Below are 19598 nucleotides of genomic sequence, written 5' to 3' on the forward strand. Positions count from 1 at the left end.
CGCACTCTCGGAACAGGCGCAGTACCCCCAAGCGGGAGGTCACGGCAGATGGAAGCCAAGAAGGGCGACACACTGCTCGTCCACGGCAGGACCGTCGGTCACCACGACCGCAAGGCCAAGATCGTCGAGGTGCTGGGAGACCACGGCGCACCGCCGTACCGGGTGCGCTTCGAGGACGACGGCAAGGAATGCCTGGTCTCCCCGGGCCCCGACTCCGTCGTCCGGCACAAGGGCTCGAAGATCCCCGGCCGGTAATCCCGGCAGCGTCCCGTACCGCTCAGCGCGGCGGGCGCACCGGCGTCGGATAGTGGTCGGCGACCACCCGGGACATCGCCCCGTTGCGGTCGACGGCCACTTCCGTGGCGGAGAAGAAGACATTGCCGCGCACCTGCGGCCAGTCCTTGTCGAAGGTGAGATGGCGGGACAGCTCGGCAGGGTCCTGCCAGGGAGCAGGCTGCGCCGGATCGCCCGCCTTGTACAGCGCCTCACCGATGTAGAGATCCACCCCGGTGCCCTCCACCACCTCGGACCACCAGGGCACGAGCTTCGCGTAGTCGGCGACCTCGAAGCCGATGTTCCAGTAGACCTGCGGGACGATGTAGTCGATCAAGCAGGTACGGACCCATTTACGGGTATCGGCGTACAGATCGTCGTAAGTCTGCACTCCGGCACGGGTGTCGGAACCGGCCGGGTCGGTTGCCCGGTTGCGCCAGACGGCGAACGGGCTGATGCCGAAGCGCACCTTCGGCTTGATCTTCTTGATCCGGGCGGTGGTCTCGCTGACCAGCCGGTCCGTGTTGTCACGCCGCCAGGCGCCCCGGTCGGGGAAGCCGGCGCCGTGCTCGGCCCAGGCCGCGTCGTCGTCGAAGACCTGACCGGCGACCGGGTACGGGTAGAAGTAGTCGTCCCAGTGCACGGCGTCGATGGCGTACCGCCGCACCGCGTCGAGGATGGCGTCCTGCACGAACCGCCGGACCTCGGGCAGCCCCGGGTTGTAGTACAGCTTGCCGCCGTACGGCACCACCCACTCCGGGTGCACGCGCGCGGGGTGCGTCGGGACCAGCCGTGACGGGTCGGTGTGGTTGGCGATCCGGTACGGGTTGAACCAGGCGTGCAGCTCCAGGCCCCGCCGGTGGGCCTCGCGAACCGCGAAGCCCAGCGGGTCCCAGCCCGGGTGCTTCCCCTGCTCGCCGGTCAGATACTGCGACCAGGGCTCGTACGGGGAGGGCCACAGGGCGTCCGCGGTGGGCCTGACCTGGAAGATCACGGCGTTCAGCCGCCGTCGGACCGCCGTGTCGAGGAAGCCGATCAGCTCCGTCCGCTGCTGCTCCGCGGTGAGTGAGGGCCGGGAGGGCCAGTCCCGGTTGGCCACGGTCGCCAGCCACATACCCCGGAACTGCCGTTTCGGCCGGCGAATGACACCCAGCTCCCCGCCCGGGGCGTACGCCACCGCGTCACCCGCCGGCAGCAGTCCTGCCAGCGCGCCCGCCGCCCCCGCGGTGAAGCCTCTTCGTGTGATGTGCCACATACGCTCGCCCCCTGCTCGCCGGATTCTTCCCGCGTATGGCACAGCATGCGCGCCCCGGCCACTTCGGGACAGAACCGTGCGGAGTAACGTCTGGGTCCGAGGCAGACGTCCGGGGTCCACTTGCCGAAGGCCAGGGGGAGCCGTCTGCCGGCCGAAGAAGATCAGCGAAAGGCACGATGTGACCGACATCGAACGCGTCGGAGTGGTGGGCTGCGGCCAGATGGGCGCGGGCATCGCGGAGGTGTGCGCCCGTTCCGGCCTGGAGGTCATCGTCGCGGAGACCACCGGCGAGGCCCTGGAGATCGGCCGCACGCGCTTGACGAACTCGCTCGGCAAGGCCGCGGAGCGCGGCAAGATGACCGAGGAGGAGCGCGACGCGGCACTGGGGCGGCTGAGCTTCACCACCGACCTGGGGGAGTTCGCCGACCGCGATCTGGTCATCGAGGCCGTCGTCGAGAACGAGCAGGTCAAGGTCGAGATCTTCCAGATCCTCGATCAGGTCGTGACCCGCCACGACGCGATACTCGCCTCCAACACCTCCTCCATCCCCCTGGTGAAGCTGGCCGTCGCCACCTCCCGGCCGGACCAGGTCATCGGCATCCACTTCTTCAACCCGGCGCCCGTGCAGCGGCTGGTCGAGCTGATTCCGGCGCTGACCACCAGCGACGAGACGATCCTGCGGGCGGAGAAGCTCGTCGGTGATGCGCTCGGCAAGCATGCGATCCGGGCTCAGGACCGCTCCGGCTTTGTCGTCAATGCCCTTCTCATCCCTTATCTGCTCTCCGCGATCCGGATGTTCGAGTCGGGCATCGCCAGCCGTGAGGACATCGACAACGGCATGGAGATGGGCTGCGCCCACCCCATGGGACCGCTGAAGCTCTCCGATCTGATCGGCCTGGACACCGTCGCCTCCGTCGCCCAGTCGATGTACGAAGAGTACAAAGAGCCGCTGTACGCCGCTCCCCCGCTGCTCCAGCGGATGGTCGACGCGGGCCGGCTCGGCCGCAAGACGGGGTCGGGCTTCTACCCGTACTGAGCCTGTAGGGCAGTCCCCGGCCGGCGCCGGTGCTCGACTGCGGCTGCCCCGGTCGGCCGGCCGCGGGCCGCCGGCCCCCGCCCCGTTCGCCATGACCGTACGAACGGGCCCGGGGCCGCCGGCTCGGGGGAAGACCCACGGCCGGTCACGGGGCGGCTCCTTCGAGTCGCATGACGATTCAACCGCTCTGTGCGGCGGCGCGGCAGGGTGTGCGACCGTCCAGTGCGGGTGCCGCGTTCACACGGGGCGCGCGGCGGGTGCCCGCATATTCCTTCCGCACACTCTCCCGCCCTGTCCTGCCCCGCTGTTGACTCGGGGCGTACGGCTGACAGGCGGGCCGCGCCCATGATGGCCGCCGCGTGAAGACGACTCCGCTGAGGGAGCGCACTCGTGACCACCGAACCCGAGCAAGCCGTGGTAGCCGCGGAGCTCGCGGAACTTCGCCGGATCCTGGATGTGGGCCTCGCCCGTATCGACGGCCAACTCGCCCTGCTCGCCCAGCGGAACGATCAGACGGATCGTGACCTGGCCGAACTGGCGGTACGGGTCGCGGCGTTGGAGCACAGCCGCTGGCCGATACCCTCCGTGGCCGCGCTCACCGGTCTGAGCGCGCTCGCGGTCACGGCCTGGCAGGCCACCGGCCACTGACGGGGGCAGATCCGGTCAGCCGAGCCGGATGTGGTGCAGAAGGAGCAGCGCCGCCGCCATGTTCGCGGCCGGGACGTCGCCGCGCGCGACCATGTCGGGGACCAGCTTGAGCGGCACCCACTCGCGCCGGTCCGACTCGAAGTCGTCCTCGGGATGACCGACGTACACGGCCTCGTCGGCCCAGTAGATGTGGTGCCGGGCGTCGGTGAGCCCGTTCGACGGCTCGACGGTCAGCAGACGGCGCAGCGCGCCGGGACGCCAGCCCGTCTCCTCCTCCATCTCCCGGGCCGCGGCGACCGCGATGTCCTCACCGTCCTCGACGACCCCGGCGGCGAGTTCCCAGCCCCAGGTGTCGGTGATGAAGCGGTGCCGCCACAGCAGCAGCACCTCGTTGGCGTCATTGACCGCGGTGGCCGCGGCGACCGGGCGCAGCCGGATCACGAAGTGATCGAGGTGCCGGCCGTCGGGGAGTTCGACGTCGGCGAGGTTGACCCGGAACCAGCGGTTCTCGTACACGGTCTGCTCCCTGAGGTTCTTCCATCGCACGCGTCCGCCACCTTCCGCCGTGTCGATGGCAACATTCGCAGGATCCGGGCAGACCGCGCGCTCACAGCGGAACGCGCAGTGCCCCGTCGATCAGTTCGGCGGCCTCGGATGTCGCCGCGCACCTGCTCGCGACGAGATGCTCCCGTACGGCGCGGAGCCGGTCCCGAAGGCGCTGGGACTCCATGCCGCGGGCCCGTTCGGTCATCTCCACCGCGGTGGCCACGGCTCGGTCGGCGTCGCCCTGCCGCAGCTCGATATGAGTGAGCATGGCCAGCCGGTGGACCCGGCCCCGGTCGTGGGCGGGGGTGTCGACGGCGGCCGCGGCATGCTCACGGGCCGCTGACAGCTCGCCGAGGCTCAACAGGGCTTCCGCGACCTGGACATTGACCAGTCCGGGCTGCACATAGCCGGTCTCGGCGGGCTCCTGGCCACGCCGGATGCGCCCGGCCGCGGTCTCGGCGCGCCGGATGCAGGACAGGGCGCTCGCCCCGTCGCCGAGCCGGGCGTACGCCTTGGCCTGCATCGCGTACAGATCCGCGGCGAGGGCCGGGGTGATGTGCGGACCGGCGGCGCGCAGCGCGGACTCGGCGAAGGCGACGGCCTGCCGGTACTCGCACATGAACAGGGTCTGGTTGACGAGCAGGGCGATGACGTACGCGCCGAGTCCGCGGTCGCCGCTGGCCTTGGCGAGCCGCAGCGCCTGGTGGAAGTAGCGCTGCGCCAGACCGTGGACGTCGGAGTCGTACGCACAGATACCGGCGACGGCGACCAGCCCGCCGGTCGCCCGGTGCAGCTGGCGGCCGGTGGCGTCGGTGTAGCTGCCCCGCAGCAGCGGCGCCGTCTCGGAGTTGAGGAAGCCGACGATCCGGGCCCTGGTCGCGACACCGCCCGCCTTGCGGTACATCTGCTCGTAGTGTGCGCGGGCGGCCCGGAGCATCTCGATGTCGGCCATGCTGACGTGGGTCCGGCCGTGCCGGGAGACATCGGAGTCCTCGGGCGGGTTCTCCCACTCCCAGACCGGGATGACCGCCGGGGTCCCGGTGAGCGCGGGGGCGCTCACGACATGCGGCCGCTGCTGCTCGTCGGACCGCCACAGCGCGGTGGCCCGCTCGACGAAGCCGGACAGCGGGGTGCTGGGGGTGTGGCCGGTGCCGGGGGTGCCGAGACCGATGTCGTGCAGGGTCAGCGCGCGGTGCAGGCGCTCGCCGAGGACCTCGCAGATCAGGTCCGGCACCTGGCCGCGGGGCCGCTGGCCCTTGAGCCAGCGGGCGACAGCGGTGTGCTCGTAGCGCAGCGCCATGCCGCGGGCGCGGCCCGCCTCGTTGATGTGCGCGGCCAGCCCCGCGTGGGAGATGCCTGCTTCGTCGAGTACGGCGTCGAGCAGGGTGTTGGGCTCCATGCTGCCCTCCCGTGGAGCTCGGTGGACACAGCGTAATGGAGTCGTGCGCACACGGGGTGTGAACCGGCCGCCCCCGTAGGCGAGTTCGCGCTCAGTGGTGTCCGTGACCCCTGCCGCCGACACCGGTCAGGTGCGGCAGCAGCACGGTGCGGTGCGCGTGCACTCCGGCTGTCTCGGCCGAGTCGCAGGAGGCGACGACGGGGGTACCGGATGCGGCGATCCGGCGCAGCGCAGACCAGACGCGGTGGCGTCCGCCGGCGTCGAGCCCTTCGCCGGCGGAGTCGACCAGGAGGGCGGCGGGAGTGTCCAGGAGGGCCAGGGCGAGGGCGAGCAGCAGCTGGTCGGCGGGGTGCAGGTCGGCGTAGCGGGCGTGTGAGGGCAGGGCGCCGGGTACGTCGTCCCGGGATCCGCTGCTCACTGTCAGACCGACGGCGGCCAGCGACCTGCCGGTCGGGTCCCCTTCGGCCCGCTGTCCGGTGCGCAGGCTCGCGAGGGAGAGGAGCTCGCCGACCTGAAGGCACGGATCAGGCAGGACGGCCTCGTGCAACGGCGCGTTCGCTGTTACGGCTCCGGGGTTCGCGCCTTCGCCATCCCGGGCGGCCCCAGTGCCGGCGCGGGGAGCGCCGCCAAGTCCCGTATCCGGACCCCGGTGTGGGCCGTTCGGGCCGACGAGGGCCGGATCCGGGACTTCGCCCATCCGGGGATCACGGAGCTGGGATGCGGCTCCGGCCCCCTCCTGAGCTGCCCGTAGCCGGATGCCGGTGGCCGCGGTGAGACCGGCGGCTTCTTCGCTGGAGGCCGGGGCGGCGGACTCGCCGGCGCGGACGAGTACGGCGCGGCCTCCCGCCGACTGCCGGTCGCCGAGGCCACGGAGCAGAGACATGCGGCTTGGGCCGACGGGCCCGATGACGGCGAGGAGTCCGCCTCCGGGCGCCCGCCGCGCCGTTGCGTGCGCGGGCGCGCTCTCGGAGTCGCGCAGACGGTGGCCGTCTGCGGTGGGGGGCGTCCCGACACCGGTTGTCGCTGCGCCCATGCTGCCCTCTTCTCGGCCTGGTCGGTTTGGCCATACATCTACCAAGAGCGACAGGAATCGGCCGTGCGGCGCTCCGGGCGGGCGGTCCGAGGCGCTCGATCGGCGGCGGGGGAGTGGCGGGGGGGAATGGACGGAAAGCGGTCTCACTCAACCGCCTTGTTGCCGCCGCCATGGTGCACTGCCCGGCCGAGGGCCTCGAGATGCTCGAGGCCCTCGAGTCCGACGGGTGCCTGGCGGGGCACCACCGTCTGTACGTGGTCCGGGCCCGTCTCTTCGAAATGGCAGGCGACCGGCAGGCCGCCGTGGAGAACTACCGCGTGGCGGCGAGCCGTACGACGAGCCTCCCGGAGCGGCACTACCTCAGCATCCGGGCCGCACAGCTCGCCGCGGAGTCCGCACCGGCCTCGAACGGCCGTGCCCCACGTGGCAAGCGTGCCGCGCGTGCCTCAGGGCCGAGAAAGACTCCGAGCAGGAGGCCGTCGTCCGGGGCCGGGCCTGCCGTGACGTACGCCCGGGCGTCGTGACGTACCTCCCGTGTACCGGCCTGCTCCCTACTCGGTTTCCGTGTCGACGAGGCTGCGCAGGTCGATGATCCGGTAGCCGCGGTCGTGGATGGCGTCGATGATCTCTGGGAGGGCCTCGGCGTCGAGGACGGTTCCGCCTCCGTCGGGCGTACCGACGTGCATCTGCACGATCTCTCCCGGCGTCAGGGCGTCCATGGCCCGGGTGACGACCTTCTGGACGGTCATACCACCGGCGGTGCCGAGGTAGCCGTTGGTGTCGGCGGTGAACTCGATGTCCGCGAAGCCCAGCGCGTTGACTCCCGCGATCCCTTGCGGGGTGGTGGCGCCGTAGGGGAAGCGGAAGAACGGCGCCGGCTCCGCCCCGGTCGCCGCACGGATCGCCCGGTCCGTGCGCAGAACCTCGTCCTCCGCCTCCTGGCTGGTGAGATCGTCGAACGACGGATGGTTGTAGGAGTGGTTGCCGATCCCGTGCTCGGCCGCCATCGCCCGCGCAACCTCGGGGTGGGTATCGGCGAACTTCCCGGTCAGGAAGAACGTCGCCGGCACTTTCCGCTCGCGCAGGACCGACAGGACCGTGTCCACTCCGGCGCCGTCCCAGGCAGCGTTGAAGGTCAGCGCGACCACCCGTTCCGTGGTGGGAATCTTCCGGATCTCCGAACCGAAGAGATCCTCCACCGGCCCCGCGGCCGTGCTGCGCACCGGCTGCTGGGCCGTACCGGAATCCGTCACGGCGCTGGTGGCGAGGGGGCCGGGTACGGGGGTGTGCCCACTCGCCGGGAGAGCCACCGCCCCCACCATCGCGGCAGCGGCAACGGCGCCGACCGACAGGCGGCTGAAGGCCCTTGGCCTGCGGGCAGCGATGACGCCCGCCCCGGCGGGCGTCCCGGTCATGGCAGTCACGGCACGCGAGACTGAGGAAGCAAAGCGGTACATACCAGGACAATGCACCACTCTTGTCAACGGCCGCATGCTGTGTGGCCCAGGCGTGTGGCGCGCCGACGTCCCTCCGATGCGCGTCGAGGCGATCCGGGACAGCAGGGTCGTGCCTCATGTCGATCCGGCCGGTCGGCGTTCGTATAGAGGGTGAGAGGCCGGGGCCAAGCCGGCCCCGTACCGTCGAAAGCATTGAGGAGGAGCAGCCATGAAGCAGTACCTGCTCAGCATCTACCAGCCCGACGGGGACCCGCCGCCGCCCGAGGTCCTGGATCCGATCATGCGGGACGTCGAGGCCCTGAAGGCCGAGCTCAGGGCAGCCGGCGCCTGGGTGTTCTCCGGGGGCCTGCACCCGCCGAGCACGGCCACCGTGCTGCGGCTGAAGGACAACGAGGTGCTCACGACCGACGGCCCGTACGTCGAGGGCAAGGAGCACATCGGGGGTTTCGCGGTCATCCAGGCGCCCGACCTCGACGCCGCGCTCGAATGGGGCCGCAAGTTCGCCCGCGCGATCACCCTCCCGATCGAGGTCAGGCCGCTGGAGTACGGAACCTCCGAGTGACGTCCGGCATGCCGGACGTATCCGCATCGGAGATCGAGCGCGTCTTCCGCGAGGAGTACGGTCGCGCGGTCGCCGTCCTGGTCCGTGTCTTCGGTGACATCGATGTCGCCGAGGAGGCGGTCCAGGACGCGTTCACCACGGCGGTGGAGCGGTGGCCGTCGACCGGACTGCCCCCGAGCGCGGCCGGATGGATCATCACCACTGCCCGTAACCGGGCGATCGACCGCCTGCGCCGGGAGGCGTTCCGCGCGGACCGGCACGCGCAGGCCGCCCTGCTGCATGCCCGCGACGGACCGGCCGGGGAGGGCCCCGTGCGCGACGACCGGCTACGCCTGATCTTCACCTGCTGCCACCCCGCGCTCGCCCCCGCCGCCCAGGTCGCGCTGACCCTCCGGCTCCTCGGCGGGCTCACCACCGCGGAAATCGCCCGCGCCTTCCTGGTGGCGGAGCCGACCATGGCCCAGCGACTGGTCCGGGCCAAGGGCAAGATCCGCGACGCGGGCATCCCCTACCGGGTCCCGTCCGATGCCGACCTGCCGGACCGGCTACGGGCCGTGCTGGCCGTCATCTACCTCATCTTCAACGAGGGCCATACGGCGAGCTCGGGCGAGACGCTCGTCCGCGAGGACCTCTGCGCGGAGGCCACCCGCCTCGGCCGGCTCCTCGCCGAGCTCATGCCCGACGAGCCGGAGGCCATGGGACTGCTCGCGCTGATGCTGCTCGTCGAGTCGCGCCGGGCCGCGCGCTCCACCCCCGACGGCCGGCTCGTGCTGCTCGCCGACCAGGACCGCGGCCTCTGGGATCGCGATCTCATCGCCGAAGGCCAGACCCTCGTCCGGCAATGCCTGCGGCGCGACCGGCCCGGCCCGTACCAGATCCAGGCGGCGATCAACGCCGTGCACAGCGACGCGCCGACCGCGGCCGCCACGGACTGGTGGCAGATCCTGCGGCTGTACGACCAGTTGCTCGTCATTGCCCCGAGCCCCGTCGTGGCCCTCAACCGCGCGGTCGCGGTGGCCGAGGTCGAAGGACCGGACGCGGCGCTCGCCCTCGTCGACGGCCTCGACCTCGACAGTTACCACCTGTTCCACGCCATCCGCGCCGACCTGCTCCGGCGCCTGGGCCGCGATGCCGAGGCGGTGCTCGCGTACGAAGCCGCGATCGCCCGCACCGAGAACGCGGCCGAACGCGACTTCCTGCAACGAAGCCGTCACGCACTCGACCGGGCTTGACCCGGGGCCACCTGCCGGAACAGAGCCGGGCCCGCCCCGTACGAGGCTCAGGGCCGCCGCATCGAGCGCCACGCTTCGGCTGAGGTGCGCAGCCACAGCGCGGGCGGCGGACGGTGTCAGGACCGGATGCCACCGACCTCACGCCAGAACGCGTCGACCCTGGCGTTGAACAGGTCAGGGGACTCCTGGAAGGGCTGGTGCGCCTCACCCGGCAGCACCTCGAAGTCCGCGCCCGGAATCGCCTCGGCCACGATCCGCCCGAGCCGCGGAGGCGCGGAGATGTCGAGCTCACCGGCCAGTACGAGGGTCGGTGCGGTGATGCCGGGCAGGCGGTCGAACGTCTCATGCGTCATAAAGGGCTCGAGCTGGCGCTGAAAGGCCTCGGCGGACTGCGGGTGCGGGAAGGCCAGCGTCTCGTCTATGAACTGCTCCACCATGCCGTTCGCGTGGGCGCGCGGGGTGTAGATCCAGAGCAGGAACGCCTCGAGCATGGCACGCTCGCTCGGCGCCTCGGCGGCGAGCCAGTGCCAGAAGCGGGTCATGGAGCGGGAGTACGCGTCCAGTTGGGCCCAGGTGCTGACGAGGACGAGGCTGCGGACGAGCTCTGGGTGGCGGAGCGCCAACTCCTGGGCGATCAGGCTGCCGCCCGAGAAGCCGGCGACATGAGCGTGCTCCACCTGGAGCGCCCGCAGCAGCGCCGCGGCGTCGTCGGCCATCATCGGCACCGACAGCGGCCCCTCGGGCAACGGCGTCCGCCCTGACCCCCGGTTGTCGAAGGCGATGATCCGGTAACGGTCGGAGAGCCCGTCGAGCTGCGCCTGCCATACCTCTGCGGGATCGCTCAGCCCGGCGACGAGCAGCACATCGGGCCCTCGGCCCCGGCGCTCGACCCAGATCCCGAGCCCTTCGGCGTCTACCCGCTCGCCCATGGCACGCACCTCCACCTCCATGGTCGGATCCCCGCGCCCCCGCTGCACGGCGGGGGCGCCGGGGGAGCGGCAGGAACTGGACCGTCGCTCCGGCGTCTGCCCCCGGGTCCTCCTGTGACTGAGCTCGGTAGGGGCACGGCCGGCGACTGCACGAACCAGAGCGCGCCGCGCACGGTGCCGTGCGGGCGGTACGCCGATCCGTTCGGCGAGGTCAAGGCCGATCGCTACGGTGCGGGAGTGGACGAACCGGCGGATCCGGCCGGTGCGCGCCCGCAGCCTCCGCCGCGCGACGCCGGGGCTACGACCGGCGGCGCGGTTTGCCGCGCTTGCTGCCTTTGGGGCCACCGGAACTGCTCCGTGGGCTCCTGCCGGTCGACTTGCCGGCTGACGTTTTCCGCCGTGCACCGCCCGTATCGGGGCGCTTGCGCTTCGGCTGTGCAGGGGCCGGGGCCGGGGCCGAGGCCGGGGAGCGGCCCCGCGAGCTGTTGACGGTCCGCCCGCGGACGATCCCGATGAAATCCTCCACCATGTCGGTGGTCTCGTCCTCCGGCCACGACAGCGCGATGCGCGACTCGGGGGCGTCCGAGACCGGCCGGTACGTGAGGTCCTTGCGGTGGTGGAGGCGGGCGAGTGACTGCGGGACGACGAGCAGTCCCACTCCTGCCGCCACCAACGCGACGGCGTCCGCCGTCGTGGCGGGGCGCTCGTTCGCGGGCCGTCCCGGCCGGCGCTCCCACTCGAGGGTGTCGTCGAGGGGATGCAGCACGATGTCGTCGGCCAGATCCTCGGCGGACACCTCGTCGACCGCCGTCACGACATGATCCTTCGGGACCACGACCACGGTCGTCTCGGTGTAGAGGGGGATCGCGCTGAGGTCCGTACGGTCGATCGGCAGCCGGACGAAGCCCGCGTCGGCGCCGCCACTCCGCAGCAGGTCGGGGGCTTCAGCGGCGGGCACCGCGACGAGAGTCAGCGGGACTTCGGGCAGCCGCTCGTTCCAGATCCGCACCCACTTCGTGGGCGTCACCCCCGGGACATACGCGAGCCGGAACGAACGGGATTCTTCCGAGCCAGTCACCCGGCCAGGTTACCGGCCGTGGTCGGAGGTAGCGCACACGCTCGATACCCTTGACACCATGACGTCGCACCAGACCACCCAAACGATGAAGCCCGCAACCGCGGCGAAGAAACTGGGTGTGTACCTCGAGGCCACCCCCACCGAGTTCCAGGAGGGTGTCATCTCGCGCACCGAGTTGAGTGCGCTGCAGGCCGATCCGCCCGAGTGGCTGCTGGAACTGCGACGCAACGGCCCGCACCCCCGGCCGGTGGTCGCGGCGAAGCTGGGCGTCTCCATTTCGGGTCTGGCGCGTGGCGGAGTCACAGACCCGCTCACCACGGAGCAGATCGACGCGTTGAAGCGGGACAGCCCCGAGTGGCTGCAGCAGGAACGCGCCACCCAGGCCGAGGTCCGGAAAGAAGCGGTGCGCATCAAGGAGAAGAAGGCGGAACGAGGCGATCAGCCCCGCCGACCGCGTTCCTGACCTCCACCCCTCGACGCTGCCTGGTTCGCGGACAGCGGCCACCCGAACCGCTTGCTCGTGCCGTCGGCGTCATCTTCAAGGACCCACACCTGCAGCGTGACGTCGTCCTCGCCGCCGGCCGGCCAGGTCAATCGTGAACGTTCTCCGCACAGCGGACGGCTGAGCGCCGTTCGAACTCGGGTTGTGGCACTCACGGACGCTGTGGGTGATCTTCACCCGCGAAGTGAAGATCACCCACAGCGTCGTTTCCGCGGGCGGATCAGCTCCACACAGGCCCCGTCTTCCACCTCGCAGTCCAGTCCCGTCGCCGGGACCACCCCGGTTTCCGTATCCGGCCATTCCGACGCCGTCGGGCTGATGGTGTGCGGTGCGGCGACATGCCATCCGGCCTGCGGACCGATGGCACCATGCCTCCAGGCAGTCTCATGTCCTGCTGTGACTGAGCAGCCGATCTGGCCCTTTAGCCCTTGAGTTGGCCCGTCTGAGCGTCGGAGTTGGCCCCGTGTGACGCCGACCGATAGTTGGCCATCTCGATCCGTAGTTGGCCATCGCCCCGGTTCGACTGCCCAAGACAGGCCCAAGCGCCTGTCGGAGGCTCAGCCGCTCGTCTTAGTTCGGTGACCCGCATCACACCCGGCTCCTGTCAGCAATCGGGGCGCCGTCTCGTTCGAAGGGCACGCGAACGAGACAGGAGCAACGCCATGAAGCACCGCATCGTCGTACTCGGCGCCGGATATGCCGGGGCCTTCGCCGCCGGAAACCTGGCCCGCCGGCTCTCCCCCGCCGACACCGAGATCACCGTCGTCAACGCCGTGCCCGACTTCGTTGAGCGGATGCGGCTCCACCAGCTCGCGATCGGCCAGGACCTCGCGTTCCGCAAGCTCGCCGACGTATTCGCGGGCACCGGGGTGCGGCTGCGCCTGGCGCGCGTCACCGGCGTCGACCCCGAGCGCAGTACCGTCGCCGTGACCGGCGAGGACGGCGATGGCGAGCTCGCGTACGACACGCTTCTCTACGCGCTCGGCAGCTCCGTAGCCCACCGTGGCGTCCCCGGCGTGGCCGAGTACGCCCTCGATGTGACCGGCCGGTCCTCGGCGCTGCGTCTGCGCGAGCGCCTGGCCGGCCTGGGCGAGGGCGGCACCGTGCTGGTCGTCGGTGAGGGGCTGACCGGCATCGAGACCGCCACCGAGTTCGCCGAGTCCCGGCCCGACCTCTCGGTCGCGCTCGCCGCCCGCGGCGAGCTGGGCGCCTGGCTCTCCCCGAAGGCCCGCCGTCACCTGCGCCATGCCTTCGACCGGCTCGGCATCACCGTCCACGAGCACACCGGCATCGAAGCCGTCGAGCCGACACGGGCGATCGCCGTCGACGGTACGGCCATCCCGGCCGACGTGACCGTGTGGTCGGCCGGGTTCGCCGTGCACCCCATCGCGGCCGCCAGCGGCCTGGAGGTCGCCGAGACCGGCCAGATCGTCGTCGACCGCACCATGCGCTCGGTCTCGCACCCGGACGTCTACGCCGCCGGTGACTGCGCCTACGCGATCGGCGAGAACGGCCGGCCGCTTCCGATGTCCTGCGCCTCGGCCGGCTTCACCAACATGCAGGCGACCGCCGCGATCATCGCGCGCCTGACGGGCAGCGAGGTCCCGACCACCGGGCTGAAGTACCACGGCAACCACATCAGCCTCGGGCGGCGGGACGCGATCTTCCAGATGGTGGACGGGGACGTCCGGTCGAAGTCCTGGTACCTGGGCGGCCGGGCCGCCGCGCGGCTCAAGTCGGGCGTGCTCAAGGGGGCCGGGTGGGGCATCGCCCACCCGACCTTCGGCATGCCGAAGCGCAAGCGCCGCCTGGCCACCGCGCCTGACCGGGCCGGTGTAAGGGCCGCCGCATAGGCTGTCCCGCATGGACAGCGCAGCCATCGATCGGTTCGAGGCCAGCCGGGGCCGGCTGGCCTCGCTCGCGTACCGTCTGCTCGGCTCGGCCGCCGATGCCGAGGACGCCGTGCAGGACACGTTCCTGCGCTGGCAGGCCACAGACCGCGAACGGGTCGAGGTGCCGGAAGCGTGGCTGACCAAGGTCGTCACCAATCTCTGCCTCGACCGGCTCCGCTCGGCGCAGGCGCGCCACGAGCGAGCGGCCGGTGCCTGGTTGCCCGAGCCGCTCCTCGAGGGCGACCCGATGCTCGGCCCGGCCGACACCTTCGAGCAGCGCGAATCGGTGTCCTTGGCCGTACTGACCCTCTTGGAGCGCCTCTCGCCGGTCGAGCGGGCCGTCTACGTCCTGCGTGAGGCCTTCTCGTACAGCCACGCCGAGATCGCCGGGATCCTCGACATCACCGAGTCCGCGAGCCAGCAGCACATCCACCGGGCCCGGATCCGGGTCGCCGCCGAGCGCCGCCGCGGCGGCGTGGCCGACCCCGCGTCCGCGCGCCGGGTCGTCGAGGAGTTCCTCGCCGCCGCCACGTCGGGGCGCACCGAACGGCTGGTGGCGCTGCTCACCGACGACGTGACGGCGGTCTCGGACGGCGCCGGACTGGGCAAGCGGCTGTTGCGGTACAAGACGCGCGAGCGGGTCGCCTCCTACGTGCGGGCCGGCTTCAAGCCCACGCCGGCGAAGCGGCGGCTGGCCGGCGGCTCGCCCGCGATCCATATCGCGCTGGTCAACGGCTCCCCGGCCGTCCTCGCCGTGGTCGACGACCGGGTCGTGGGCGCCGTGGCGTTCGAAGTCAGCGACGGCAAGGTCGCGTCCCTGCGCGGCATCGCCGCCGCGGACCGGCTCGCGCGCCTCAACGAGGCCTGGCGGCAGCACGAACCCGACGCGCCGGTCATCAACGCATGGTGACCAGAGCCACCGGAATCCAGTGACCTGAGTCGGAGCGAGGACGGCATCCCTTCGGCCCCCGCGCTGCACAGCAGCACGGGGGCCGAAGCACGTCGGTCTCCCGAATCAGACTCGGCCATGCAGTTCGGATCCCCGATGGCCAACTCGCCGACGAGGACGAGGGTGACGTGCATGCTCATGAAGACCCGGATCAGATCGAGGGTGTCCTGATCGTCGGCCCGGTGAAAGGCGGAACGGATTCGTACGAAGACCGCACAGCGCAGCGACGGTGCGGCTACCCTGCGGGCCGACTCCGACGCTCAGACGGGCCAACTCAAGCGCTAAAGGGCCAGATCGGCTGCTCAGTCACACCTGCCCCGCTCGGGCCGCCCGGGACTCCATTGCATAAAGCTGTCACATTCCGTATAGTCATGCCATCGATGAGGAGGTTTCGATGGCAGTGCGAGCGGCAGTGGCCGGAGCGAGCGGATACGCGGGCGGGGAACTGCTGCGTCTGCTGCTCGGGCACCCCGGGGTCGACATCGGTGCCCTGACCGGCAACACCAACGCAGGTCAGAAGCTCGGCGCGCTCCAGCCGCACCTGTTGCCGCTCGCCGACCGGGTCCTGCAGCCGACCACCACGGAAGCTCTCGCGGATCATGACGTGGTCTTCCTCGCGCTGCCGCACGGGCAGTCCGCCGCGGTCGCCGAGCAGCTCGGCGGCGATGTGCTGGTCGTCGACATGGGCGCCGACTTCCGGCTCAGTGACGCGGAGGACTGGGAGAAGTTCTACGGGTCCCCGCACGCGGGCAGCTGGCCGTACGGCCTCCCCGAGCTGCCCGGCGCACGTACCGCGCTGCAGGGCTCCCAGCGCATCGCGGTTCCCGGCTGCTATCCGACCGCCGTCTCGCTCGCGCTCTTCCCGGCGTACGCGGCCGGGCTCGCCGAGCCGGAGGCAGTGATCGTCGCGGCCTCCGGCAGCTCCGGCGCGGGCAAGGCGCCCAAGCCGCACCTGCTGGGCAGCGAGGTCATGGGCTCCATGAGCCCCTACGGCGTCGGCGGCGGCCACCGCCACACCCCCGAGATGATCCAGAACCTCTCGGCGGTCGCGGGCGAGCCGGTCACCGTCTCCTTCACCCCCACCCTCGCGCCCATGCCCCGCGGAATCCTCGCCACCTGCACGGTGAAGGCCAGGCCCGGCACCTCGGCGCGGCAGGTCCGCGAGGCGTACGAGAAGGCGCTGGCGGCCGAACCGTTCACGCATCTGCTGCCCGAGGGCCAGTGGCCGTCCACCGCCGCTGTCTACGGTTCCAACGCCGCGCAGGTGCAGATCGCGTACGACGAGGCGGCGGGCCGCATCGTCGTGATCAGCGCCATCGACAACCTCACCAAGGGCACCGCGGGCGGAGCGGTGCAGAGCATGAACATCGCCCTCGGGCTCCCCGAGGAGCTGGGACTCTCCACGATCGGGGTCGCTCCGTGAGTGACGCACGCGCGGCCGCCGGGCCGCAGGCGAGCACGGTGCCCGTACCTCTGTGCCGCGGGGGCGGAGAAGCGAACAACAAGGAGTTGGAGCCGCAGTGAGTGTCACGGCAGCAAAGGGATTCACAGCGGCGGGCATCCCCGCCGGAATCAAAGCCAACGGCAACCCGGACCTGGCGCTCGTCGTCAACAACGGGCCGCGCCGGGCCGCCGCGGGCGTCTTCACCTCCAACCGGGTCAAGGCCGCCCCCGTCATCTGGTCCGAGCAGGTCCTGCGGGGCGGTCAGGTGTCCGCCGTGATCCTCAACTCCGGTGGCGCCAACGCCTGTACGGGCCCCCTCGGTTTCCAGGACACCCACGCCACCGCCGAGAAGGTGGCAGAAGTCCTCGAGGGACACAGCGCGGCCGAGATCGCCGTCGCCTCCACCGGCCTGATCGGCATCCGACTCCCGATGGACAAACTGCTGCCCGGAGTCGAGAAGGCCGCGGCCGAACTCTCCGCGCACGGTGGCGAAAAGGCCGCCATCGCCATCAAGACCACCGATTCGGTGCACAAGACGGCCGTCGCCGACGGCGGGAAGCCCTCCGGGGAAGCCGGGGCCGGGGCCGGCGGAGGCTGGACCGTCGGCGGCATGGCCAAGGGGGCGGGCATGCTCGCCCCCGGTCTGGCCACCATGCTCGTCGTCCTCACCACCGACGCCGACCTCGACTCCGCCGACCTCGACAAGGCGCTGCGCGACGCGACCCGTACGACCTTCGACCGGATCGACTCCGACGGCTGCATGTCCACCAACGACACCGTGCTGCTGCTCGCCTCCGGAGCATCCGGAGTGGTCCCGGACCACGACGAGTTCGCCGAGGCGGTCCGCACCGTCTGCGACGACCTGGCCCGTCAGCTGATCGGCGACGCCGAGGGCGCTTCCAAGGACATCCGTATCGAGGTGGTGGGCGCCGCGAGCGAGGACGACGCCGTCGAGGTCGGCCGCTCCATCGCCCGCAACAACCTCCTCAAGTGCGCCATCCACGGCGAGGACCCCAACTGGGGCCGGGTGCTGTCCGCGATCGGCACCACCTCCGCCGCCTTCGACCCGGACCGGCTGGGCGTCGCCATCAACGGCGTATGGGTCTGCAAGAACGGGTCCGTCGGCGAGGACCGCGATCTGGTCGACATGCGCTACCGCGAGGTCCGTATCACCGCCGACCTGGCCGAGGGCGGCGAGTCCGCGGTCATCTGGGCGAACGACCTCACCGCGGACTACGTCCACGAGAACAGCGCGTACTCCTCATGACCGCACGCAAGCACACCGCCCTGCCCAAGGCGCAGACCCTCATCGAGGCACTGCCCTGGCTGACCCGCCACCACGGCAAGACCGTCGTCATCAAATTCGGCGGCAACGCCATGGTCGACGAGGAGTTGAAGGCCGCCTTCGCCCAGGACGTGGTCTTCCTGCGGCACGCCGGGCTCAAGCCGGTCGTCGTGCACGGCGGCGGCCCGCAGATCAGCGCCCACCTCGACAAGCTGGGCCTGGTCTCGGAGTTCAAGGCCGGGCTGCGCGTCACCACCCCCGAGGCGATGGACGTCGTCCGGATGGTGCTCGCCGGCCAGGTGCAGCGCGAGCTCGTCGGACTGCTCAACCAGCACGGCCCACTGGCCGTCGGGATGACCGGCGAGGACGCGCACACCATGACCGCGACCAAGCGCTACGCCCAGATCGACGGCGAGAGCGTGGACATCGGCCGGGTCGGCGACATCGCCGAGATCGACACCGGCGCCATCCAGGCGCTGCTCGACGACGGCCGCATCCCGGTCGTGTCCTCCATCGCCCGCAGCGCGGAGGACCACCATGTCTACAACGTCAACGCCGACACCGCCGCCGCCGCGCTCGCTGCCGCGCTGAACGCCGAGACGCTGATGGTCCTCACCGACGTCGAGGGCCTGTACGAGGACTGGCCCAACAGCGACGACGTGATCAGCCGGCTCACCGCGAGGGAGCTGGAGAAGCTCCTTCCCGAGCTGGCCAGCGGCATGGTCCCGAAGATGGAGGGCTGCCTGCACGCCGTACGCAACGGCGTGAACACCGCGCGCGTGATCGACGGTCGGGTGCAGCACTCGATCCTGCTGGAGATTTTCACCGACGAAGGCGTCGGCACGATGGTCGTGCCCGACGGCGCCCGCGACGAGGGGGAAGCGTGACCAACCGGGAGCTGACACAGCGCTGGCAGGGCGCCCTGATGGACAACTACGGCACCCCGCGGCTGCCGCTGGTCCGCGGCGAGGGCGCCAGGGTCTGGGACGCCGACGGCAAGGAGTACACCGACTTCGTCGGTGGTATCGCCGTCAACGCCCTCGGCCACGCCCACCCCGCCGTCGTCCAGGCGGTCTCCGACCAGATCGCCACCCTCGGGCACGTCTCCAACCTCTTCGCCGCCGAACCCCCGGTCGCCCTGGCCGAGCGGCTGCTCCAACTCTCCGGCCGACCGGGGCGCGTCTACTTCTCCAACTCCGGCGCGGAGGCGGTCGAAGCCGCCTTCAAGATCGGACGGCGGACGGGCCGTACCCGCATGGTCGCCACCCTCGGCGGCTTCCACGGCCGCACCATGGGCGCGCTCGCGCTCACCGGCCAGCCAGGGAAGCAGGACCCCTTCCTGCCGCTCCCCGGCGAGGTCACGCATGTGCCGTACGGAGACGCCGACGCGCTGCGCGAGGCCGTCACCACCGACACCGCGCTCGTGATCATCGAGCCCATCCAGGGCGAGAACGGTGTGATCGTGCCGCCCAGGGGATACCTGGCCGCCGCCCGTGAGATCACCCGGGCCACCGGCACGCTGCTCGTCCTGGACGAGATCCAGACCGGCATCGGCCGTACGGGCCACTGGTTCGACCACCAGGCGCAGGGCGTCGAACCCGATGTCGTCACGCTCGCCAAGGGCCTCGGCGGCGGCCTGCCGATCGGCGCCACGGTCGCCTACGGGGAGGCCGCCGACCTGCTGACCCCCGGTCAGCACGGCTCCACCTTCGGCGGAAACCCGGTCGCCTGCGCCGCCGCGCTGGCCGTCCTCGACACCCTCCAGGCCGACGGGATCCTGGACCGGGTCAAGCGCACCGGCGAGCGGCTGCGCTCCGGAATCGAAGCGCTCGGCCACCCACTCGTCGGCGAAGTCCGCGGCGCGGGCCTGCTGCTCGGTATCGTGCTGACCCAGTCCGCTGCGCCTGACGTGCAGCGGGCGGCTCAGGAAGCCGGTTTCCTGGTGAACGCGGTCGCGCCCGGCGTGGTGCGGCTCGCCCCGCCGCTGATCGTCGGTGACGACGAGGTGGACGCGTTCCTCCGGGCGCTGCCGGACGTCCTCGATGCCGCAGACGGGGACCGACGATCCGGAGAATGAC

Annotated in this window: 20 protein-coding genes; 13 read left to right on the forward strand and 7 right to left on the reverse strand. The window is 71.3% G+C overall.

The annotated features are described in order from the left end of the window. The first annotated feature begins 48 nt into the window (after positions 1-48). On the forward strand, positions 49-255 hold the full coding sequence (locus ABZW18_RS19685; RefSeq protein ID WP_356189003.1) for a DUF1918 domain-containing protein: 207 nt from the start codon (positions 49-51) through the stop codon (positions 253-255). A 22-nt stretch (positions 256-277) separates the two neighbouring features. On the opposite strand, the gene ABZW18_RS19690 is transcribed toward ABZW18_RS19685, so the two are convergent. After that, entirely contained in the window at positions 278-1528 is a 1251-nt protein-coding gene (locus ABZW18_RS19690; RefSeq protein ID WP_356189005.1) for a family 10 glycosylhydrolase, read from the reverse strand. 178 nt (positions 1529-1706) lie between these two features. Here ABZW18_RS19690 and ABZW18_RS19695 point away from each other — a divergent pair, with 178 nt between their 5' ends. After that, positions 1707-2564, forward strand: coding sequence for a 3-hydroxybutyryl-CoA dehydrogenase (locus ABZW18_RS19695; protein WP_356189007.1), 858 nt, complete (start codon positions 1707-1709; stop codon positions 2562-2564). Between the two features lie 390 nt (positions 2565-2954). Next, positions 2955-3212 carry a hypothetical protein gene (locus ABZW18_RS19700; protein WP_356189009.1) on the forward strand — a complete coding sequence of 86 codons (258 nt, stop codon included), beginning with the start codon at positions 2955-2957 and terminating at the stop codon, positions 3210-3212. Positions 3213-3227: 15 nt separating this feature from the next. Here the strand turns inward: ABZW18_RS19700 and ABZW18_RS19705 are convergent, their stop codons facing one another. From ABZW18_RS19705 to ABZW18_RS19715, 3 genes are all read right to left on the reverse strand, one after another. Then, positions 3228-3758 carry an NUDIX hydrolase gene (locus tag ABZW18_RS19705; RefSeq protein WP_356189010.1) on the reverse strand — a complete coding sequence of 177 codons (531 nt, stop codon included), beginning with the start codon at positions 3756-3758 and terminating at the stop codon, positions 3228-3230. A 61-nt stretch (positions 3759-3819) separates the two neighbouring features. Then, complete coding sequence (locus ABZW18_RS19710; protein ID WP_356189012.1) at positions 3820-5157, reverse strand: transcriptional regulator; 1338 nt, start codon at positions 5155-5157, stop codon at positions 3820-3822. Between the two features lie 91 nt (positions 5158-5248). Continuing rightward, positions 5249-6190, reverse strand: coding sequence for a hypothetical protein (locus ABZW18_RS19715; protein WP_356189014.1), 942 nt, complete (start codon positions 6188-6190; stop codon positions 5249-5251). Positions 6191-6360: 170 nt separating this feature from the next. On the opposite strand from ABZW18_RS19715, the gene ABZW18_RS19720 reads away from it, so the two are divergent. Beyond that, a complete protein-coding gene (locus ABZW18_RS19720) occupies positions 6361-6714 on the forward strand; it encodes a hypothetical protein (RefSeq protein ID WP_356189016.1) in 354 nt (117 codons plus the stop codon). Positions 6715-6741: 27 nt separating this feature from the next. On the opposite strand, the gene ABZW18_RS19725 is transcribed toward ABZW18_RS19720, so the two are convergent. Further along, the gene (locus tag ABZW18_RS19725) at positions 6742-7605 is read right to left on the reverse strand and encodes a polysaccharide deacetylase family protein (RefSeq protein WP_356189017.1); all 864 of its coding nucleotides are present in this window, start codon (positions 7603-7605) and stop codon (positions 6742-6744) included. Positions 7606-7855: 250 nt separating this feature from the next. On the opposite strand from ABZW18_RS19725, the gene ABZW18_RS19730 reads away from it, so the two are divergent. Both ABZW18_RS19730 and ABZW18_RS19735 read left to right on the forward strand, forming a co-directional pair. Next, entirely contained in the window at positions 7856-8209 is a 354-nt protein-coding gene (locus ABZW18_RS19730) for a YciI family protein (protein ID WP_356189019.1), read from the forward strand. Positions 8210-8217: 8 nt separating this feature from the next. Then, positions 8218-9441: an RNA polymerase sigma factor gene (locus tag ABZW18_RS19735; protein WP_356189091.1), complete on the forward strand. Its 1224-nt coding sequence runs from the start codon at positions 8218-8220 to the stop codon at positions 9439-9441. 116 nt (positions 9442-9557) lie between these two features. Here the strand turns inward: ABZW18_RS19735 and ABZW18_RS19740 are convergent, their stop codons facing one another. Together ABZW18_RS19740 and ABZW18_RS19745 are read right to left on the reverse strand one after the other, a co-directional pair. Next, the gene (locus ABZW18_RS19740) at positions 9558-10391 is read right to left on the reverse strand and encodes an alpha/beta fold hydrolase (RefSeq protein ID WP_356189021.1); all 834 of its coding nucleotides are present in this window, start codon (positions 10389-10391) and stop codon (positions 9558-9560) included. Between the two features lie 277 nt (positions 10392-10668). After that, positions 10669-11448 carry a LysR substrate-binding domain-containing protein gene (locus tag ABZW18_RS19745; protein WP_356189023.1) on the reverse strand — a complete coding sequence of 260 codons (780 nt, stop codon included), beginning with the start codon at positions 11446-11448 and terminating at the stop codon, positions 10669-10671. Positions 11449-11506: 58 nt separating this feature from the next. On the opposite strand from ABZW18_RS19745, the gene ABZW18_RS19750 reads away from it, so the two are divergent. The 7 genes from ABZW18_RS19750 to ABZW18_RS19780 all read left to right on the forward strand — a co-directional run bounded on the left by ABZW18_RS19750 (position 11507) and on the right by ABZW18_RS19780 (position 19597). Next, positions 11507-11911 carry a DUF5997 family protein gene (locus ABZW18_RS19750; protein ID WP_356189025.1) on the forward strand — a complete coding sequence of 135 codons (405 nt, stop codon included), beginning with the start codon at positions 11507-11509 and terminating at the stop codon, positions 11909-11911. A gap of 701 nt (positions 11912-12612) precedes the next feature. Next, positions 12613-13803 (forward strand): FAD-dependent oxidoreductase, encoded by a 1191-nt coding sequence (locus ABZW18_RS19755; RefSeq protein ID WP_356189027.1) that lies wholly within the window; start codon positions 12613-12615, stop codon positions 13801-13803. Positions 13804-13813: 10 nt separating this feature from the next. After that, positions 13814-14752 carry a sigma-70 family RNA polymerase sigma factor gene (locus tag ABZW18_RS19760; protein WP_356189029.1) on the forward strand — a complete coding sequence of 313 codons (939 nt, stop codon included), beginning with the start codon at positions 13814-13816 and terminating at the stop codon, positions 14750-14752. A 433-nt stretch (positions 14753-15185) separates the two neighbouring features. Then, positions 15186-16214 carry an N-acetyl-gamma-glutamyl-phosphate reductase gene (gene argC / locus ABZW18_RS19765; protein WP_356189031.1) on the forward strand — a complete coding sequence of 343 codons (1029 nt, stop codon included), beginning with the start codon at positions 15186-15188 and terminating at the stop codon, positions 16212-16214. A gap of 97 nt (positions 16215-16311) precedes the next feature. After that, positions 16312-17502 (forward strand): bifunctional glutamate N-acetyltransferase/amino-acid acetyltransferase ArgJ, encoded by a 1191-nt coding sequence (argJ, locus tag ABZW18_RS19770; protein ID WP_356189033.1) that lies wholly within the window; start codon positions 16312-16314, stop codon positions 17500-17502. Further along, entirely contained in the window at positions 17499-18407 is a 909-nt protein-coding gene (argB, locus tag ABZW18_RS19775; protein WP_356189035.1) for an acetylglutamate kinase, read from the forward strand. Before argJ ends, argB begins: the two co-directional genes overlap by 4 nt. Next, positions 18404-19597 (forward strand): acetylornithine transaminase, encoded by a 1194-nt coding sequence (locus ABZW18_RS19780; RefSeq protein ID WP_356189036.1) that lies wholly within the window; start codon positions 18404-18406, stop codon positions 19595-19597. The genes argB and ABZW18_RS19780 overlap by 4 nt, the downstream gene beginning before the upstream one ends. Position 19598 lies beyond the last annotated feature (1 nt).

This window comes from Streptomyces sp. NPDC004647 (genome assembly GCF_040609575.1).
In the GTDB taxonomy this organism is placed as follows: domain Bacteria; phylum Actinomycetota; class Actinomycetes; order Streptomycetales; family Streptomycetaceae; genus Streptomyces.

What these genes read in the sequence shown, in the direction of transcription:
- ABZW18_RS19690 (WP_356189005.1), bottom strand. Translation starts at nt 1,528, where the DNA reads ATGTGGCACATCACACGAAGAGGCTTCACCGCGGGGGCGGCGGGCGCG.
- ABZW18_RS19685 (WP_356189003.1), top strand. Translation starts at nt 49, where the DNA reads ATGGAAGCCAAGAAGGGCGACACACTGCTCGTCCACGGCAGGACCGTC.
- ABZW18_RS19755 (WP_356189027.1), top strand. Translation starts at nt 12,613, where the DNA reads ATGAAGCACCGCATCGTCGTACTCGGCGCCGGATATGCCGGGGCCTTC.
- ABZW18_RS19730 (WP_356189019.1), top strand. Translation starts at nt 7,856, where the DNA reads ATGAAGCAGTACCTGCTCAGCATCTACCAGCCCGACGGGGACCCGCCG.
- ABZW18_RS19750 (WP_356189025.1), top strand. Translation starts at nt 11,507, where the DNA reads ATGACGTCGCACCAGACCACCCAAACGATGAAGCCCGCAACCGCGGCG.
- ABZW18_RS19715 (WP_356189014.1), bottom strand. Translation starts at nt 6,190, where the DNA reads ATGGGCGCAGCGACAACCGGTGTCGGGACGCCCCCCACCGCAGACGGC.
- argB (WP_356189035.1), top strand. Translation starts at nt 17,499, where the DNA reads ATGACCGCACGCAAGCACACCGCCCTGCCCAAGGCGCAGACCCTCATC.
- argC (WP_356189031.1), top strand. Translation starts at nt 15,186, where the DNA reads ATGGCAGTGCGAGCGGCAGTGGCCGGAGCGAGCGGATACGCGGGCGGG.
- ABZW18_RS19740 (WP_356189021.1), bottom strand. Translation starts at nt 10,391, where the DNA reads ATGGAGGTGGAGGTGCGTGCCATGGGCGAGCGGGTAGACGCCGAAGGG.
- ABZW18_RS19720 (WP_356189016.1), top strand. Translation starts at nt 6,361, where the DNA reads ATGGTGCACTGCCCGGCCGAGGGCCTCGAGATGCTCGAGGCCCTCGAG.
- ABZW18_RS19735 (WP_356189091.1), top strand. Translation starts at nt 8,218, where the DNA reads ATGCCGGACGTATCCGCATCGGAGATCGAGCGCGTCTTCCGCGAGGAG.
- ABZW18_RS19725 (WP_356189017.1), bottom strand. Translation starts at nt 7,605, where the DNA reads ATGACCGGGACGCCCGCCGGGGCGGGCGTCATCGCTGCCCGCAGGCCA.
- ABZW18_RS19760 (WP_356189029.1), top strand. Translation starts at nt 13,814, where the DNA reads ATGGACAGCGCAGCCATCGATCGGTTCGAGGCCAGCCGGGGCCGGCTG.
- ABZW18_RS19710 (WP_356189012.1), bottom strand. Translation starts at nt 5,157, where the DNA reads ATGGAGCCCAACACCCTGCTCGACGCCGTACTCGACGAAGCAGGCATC.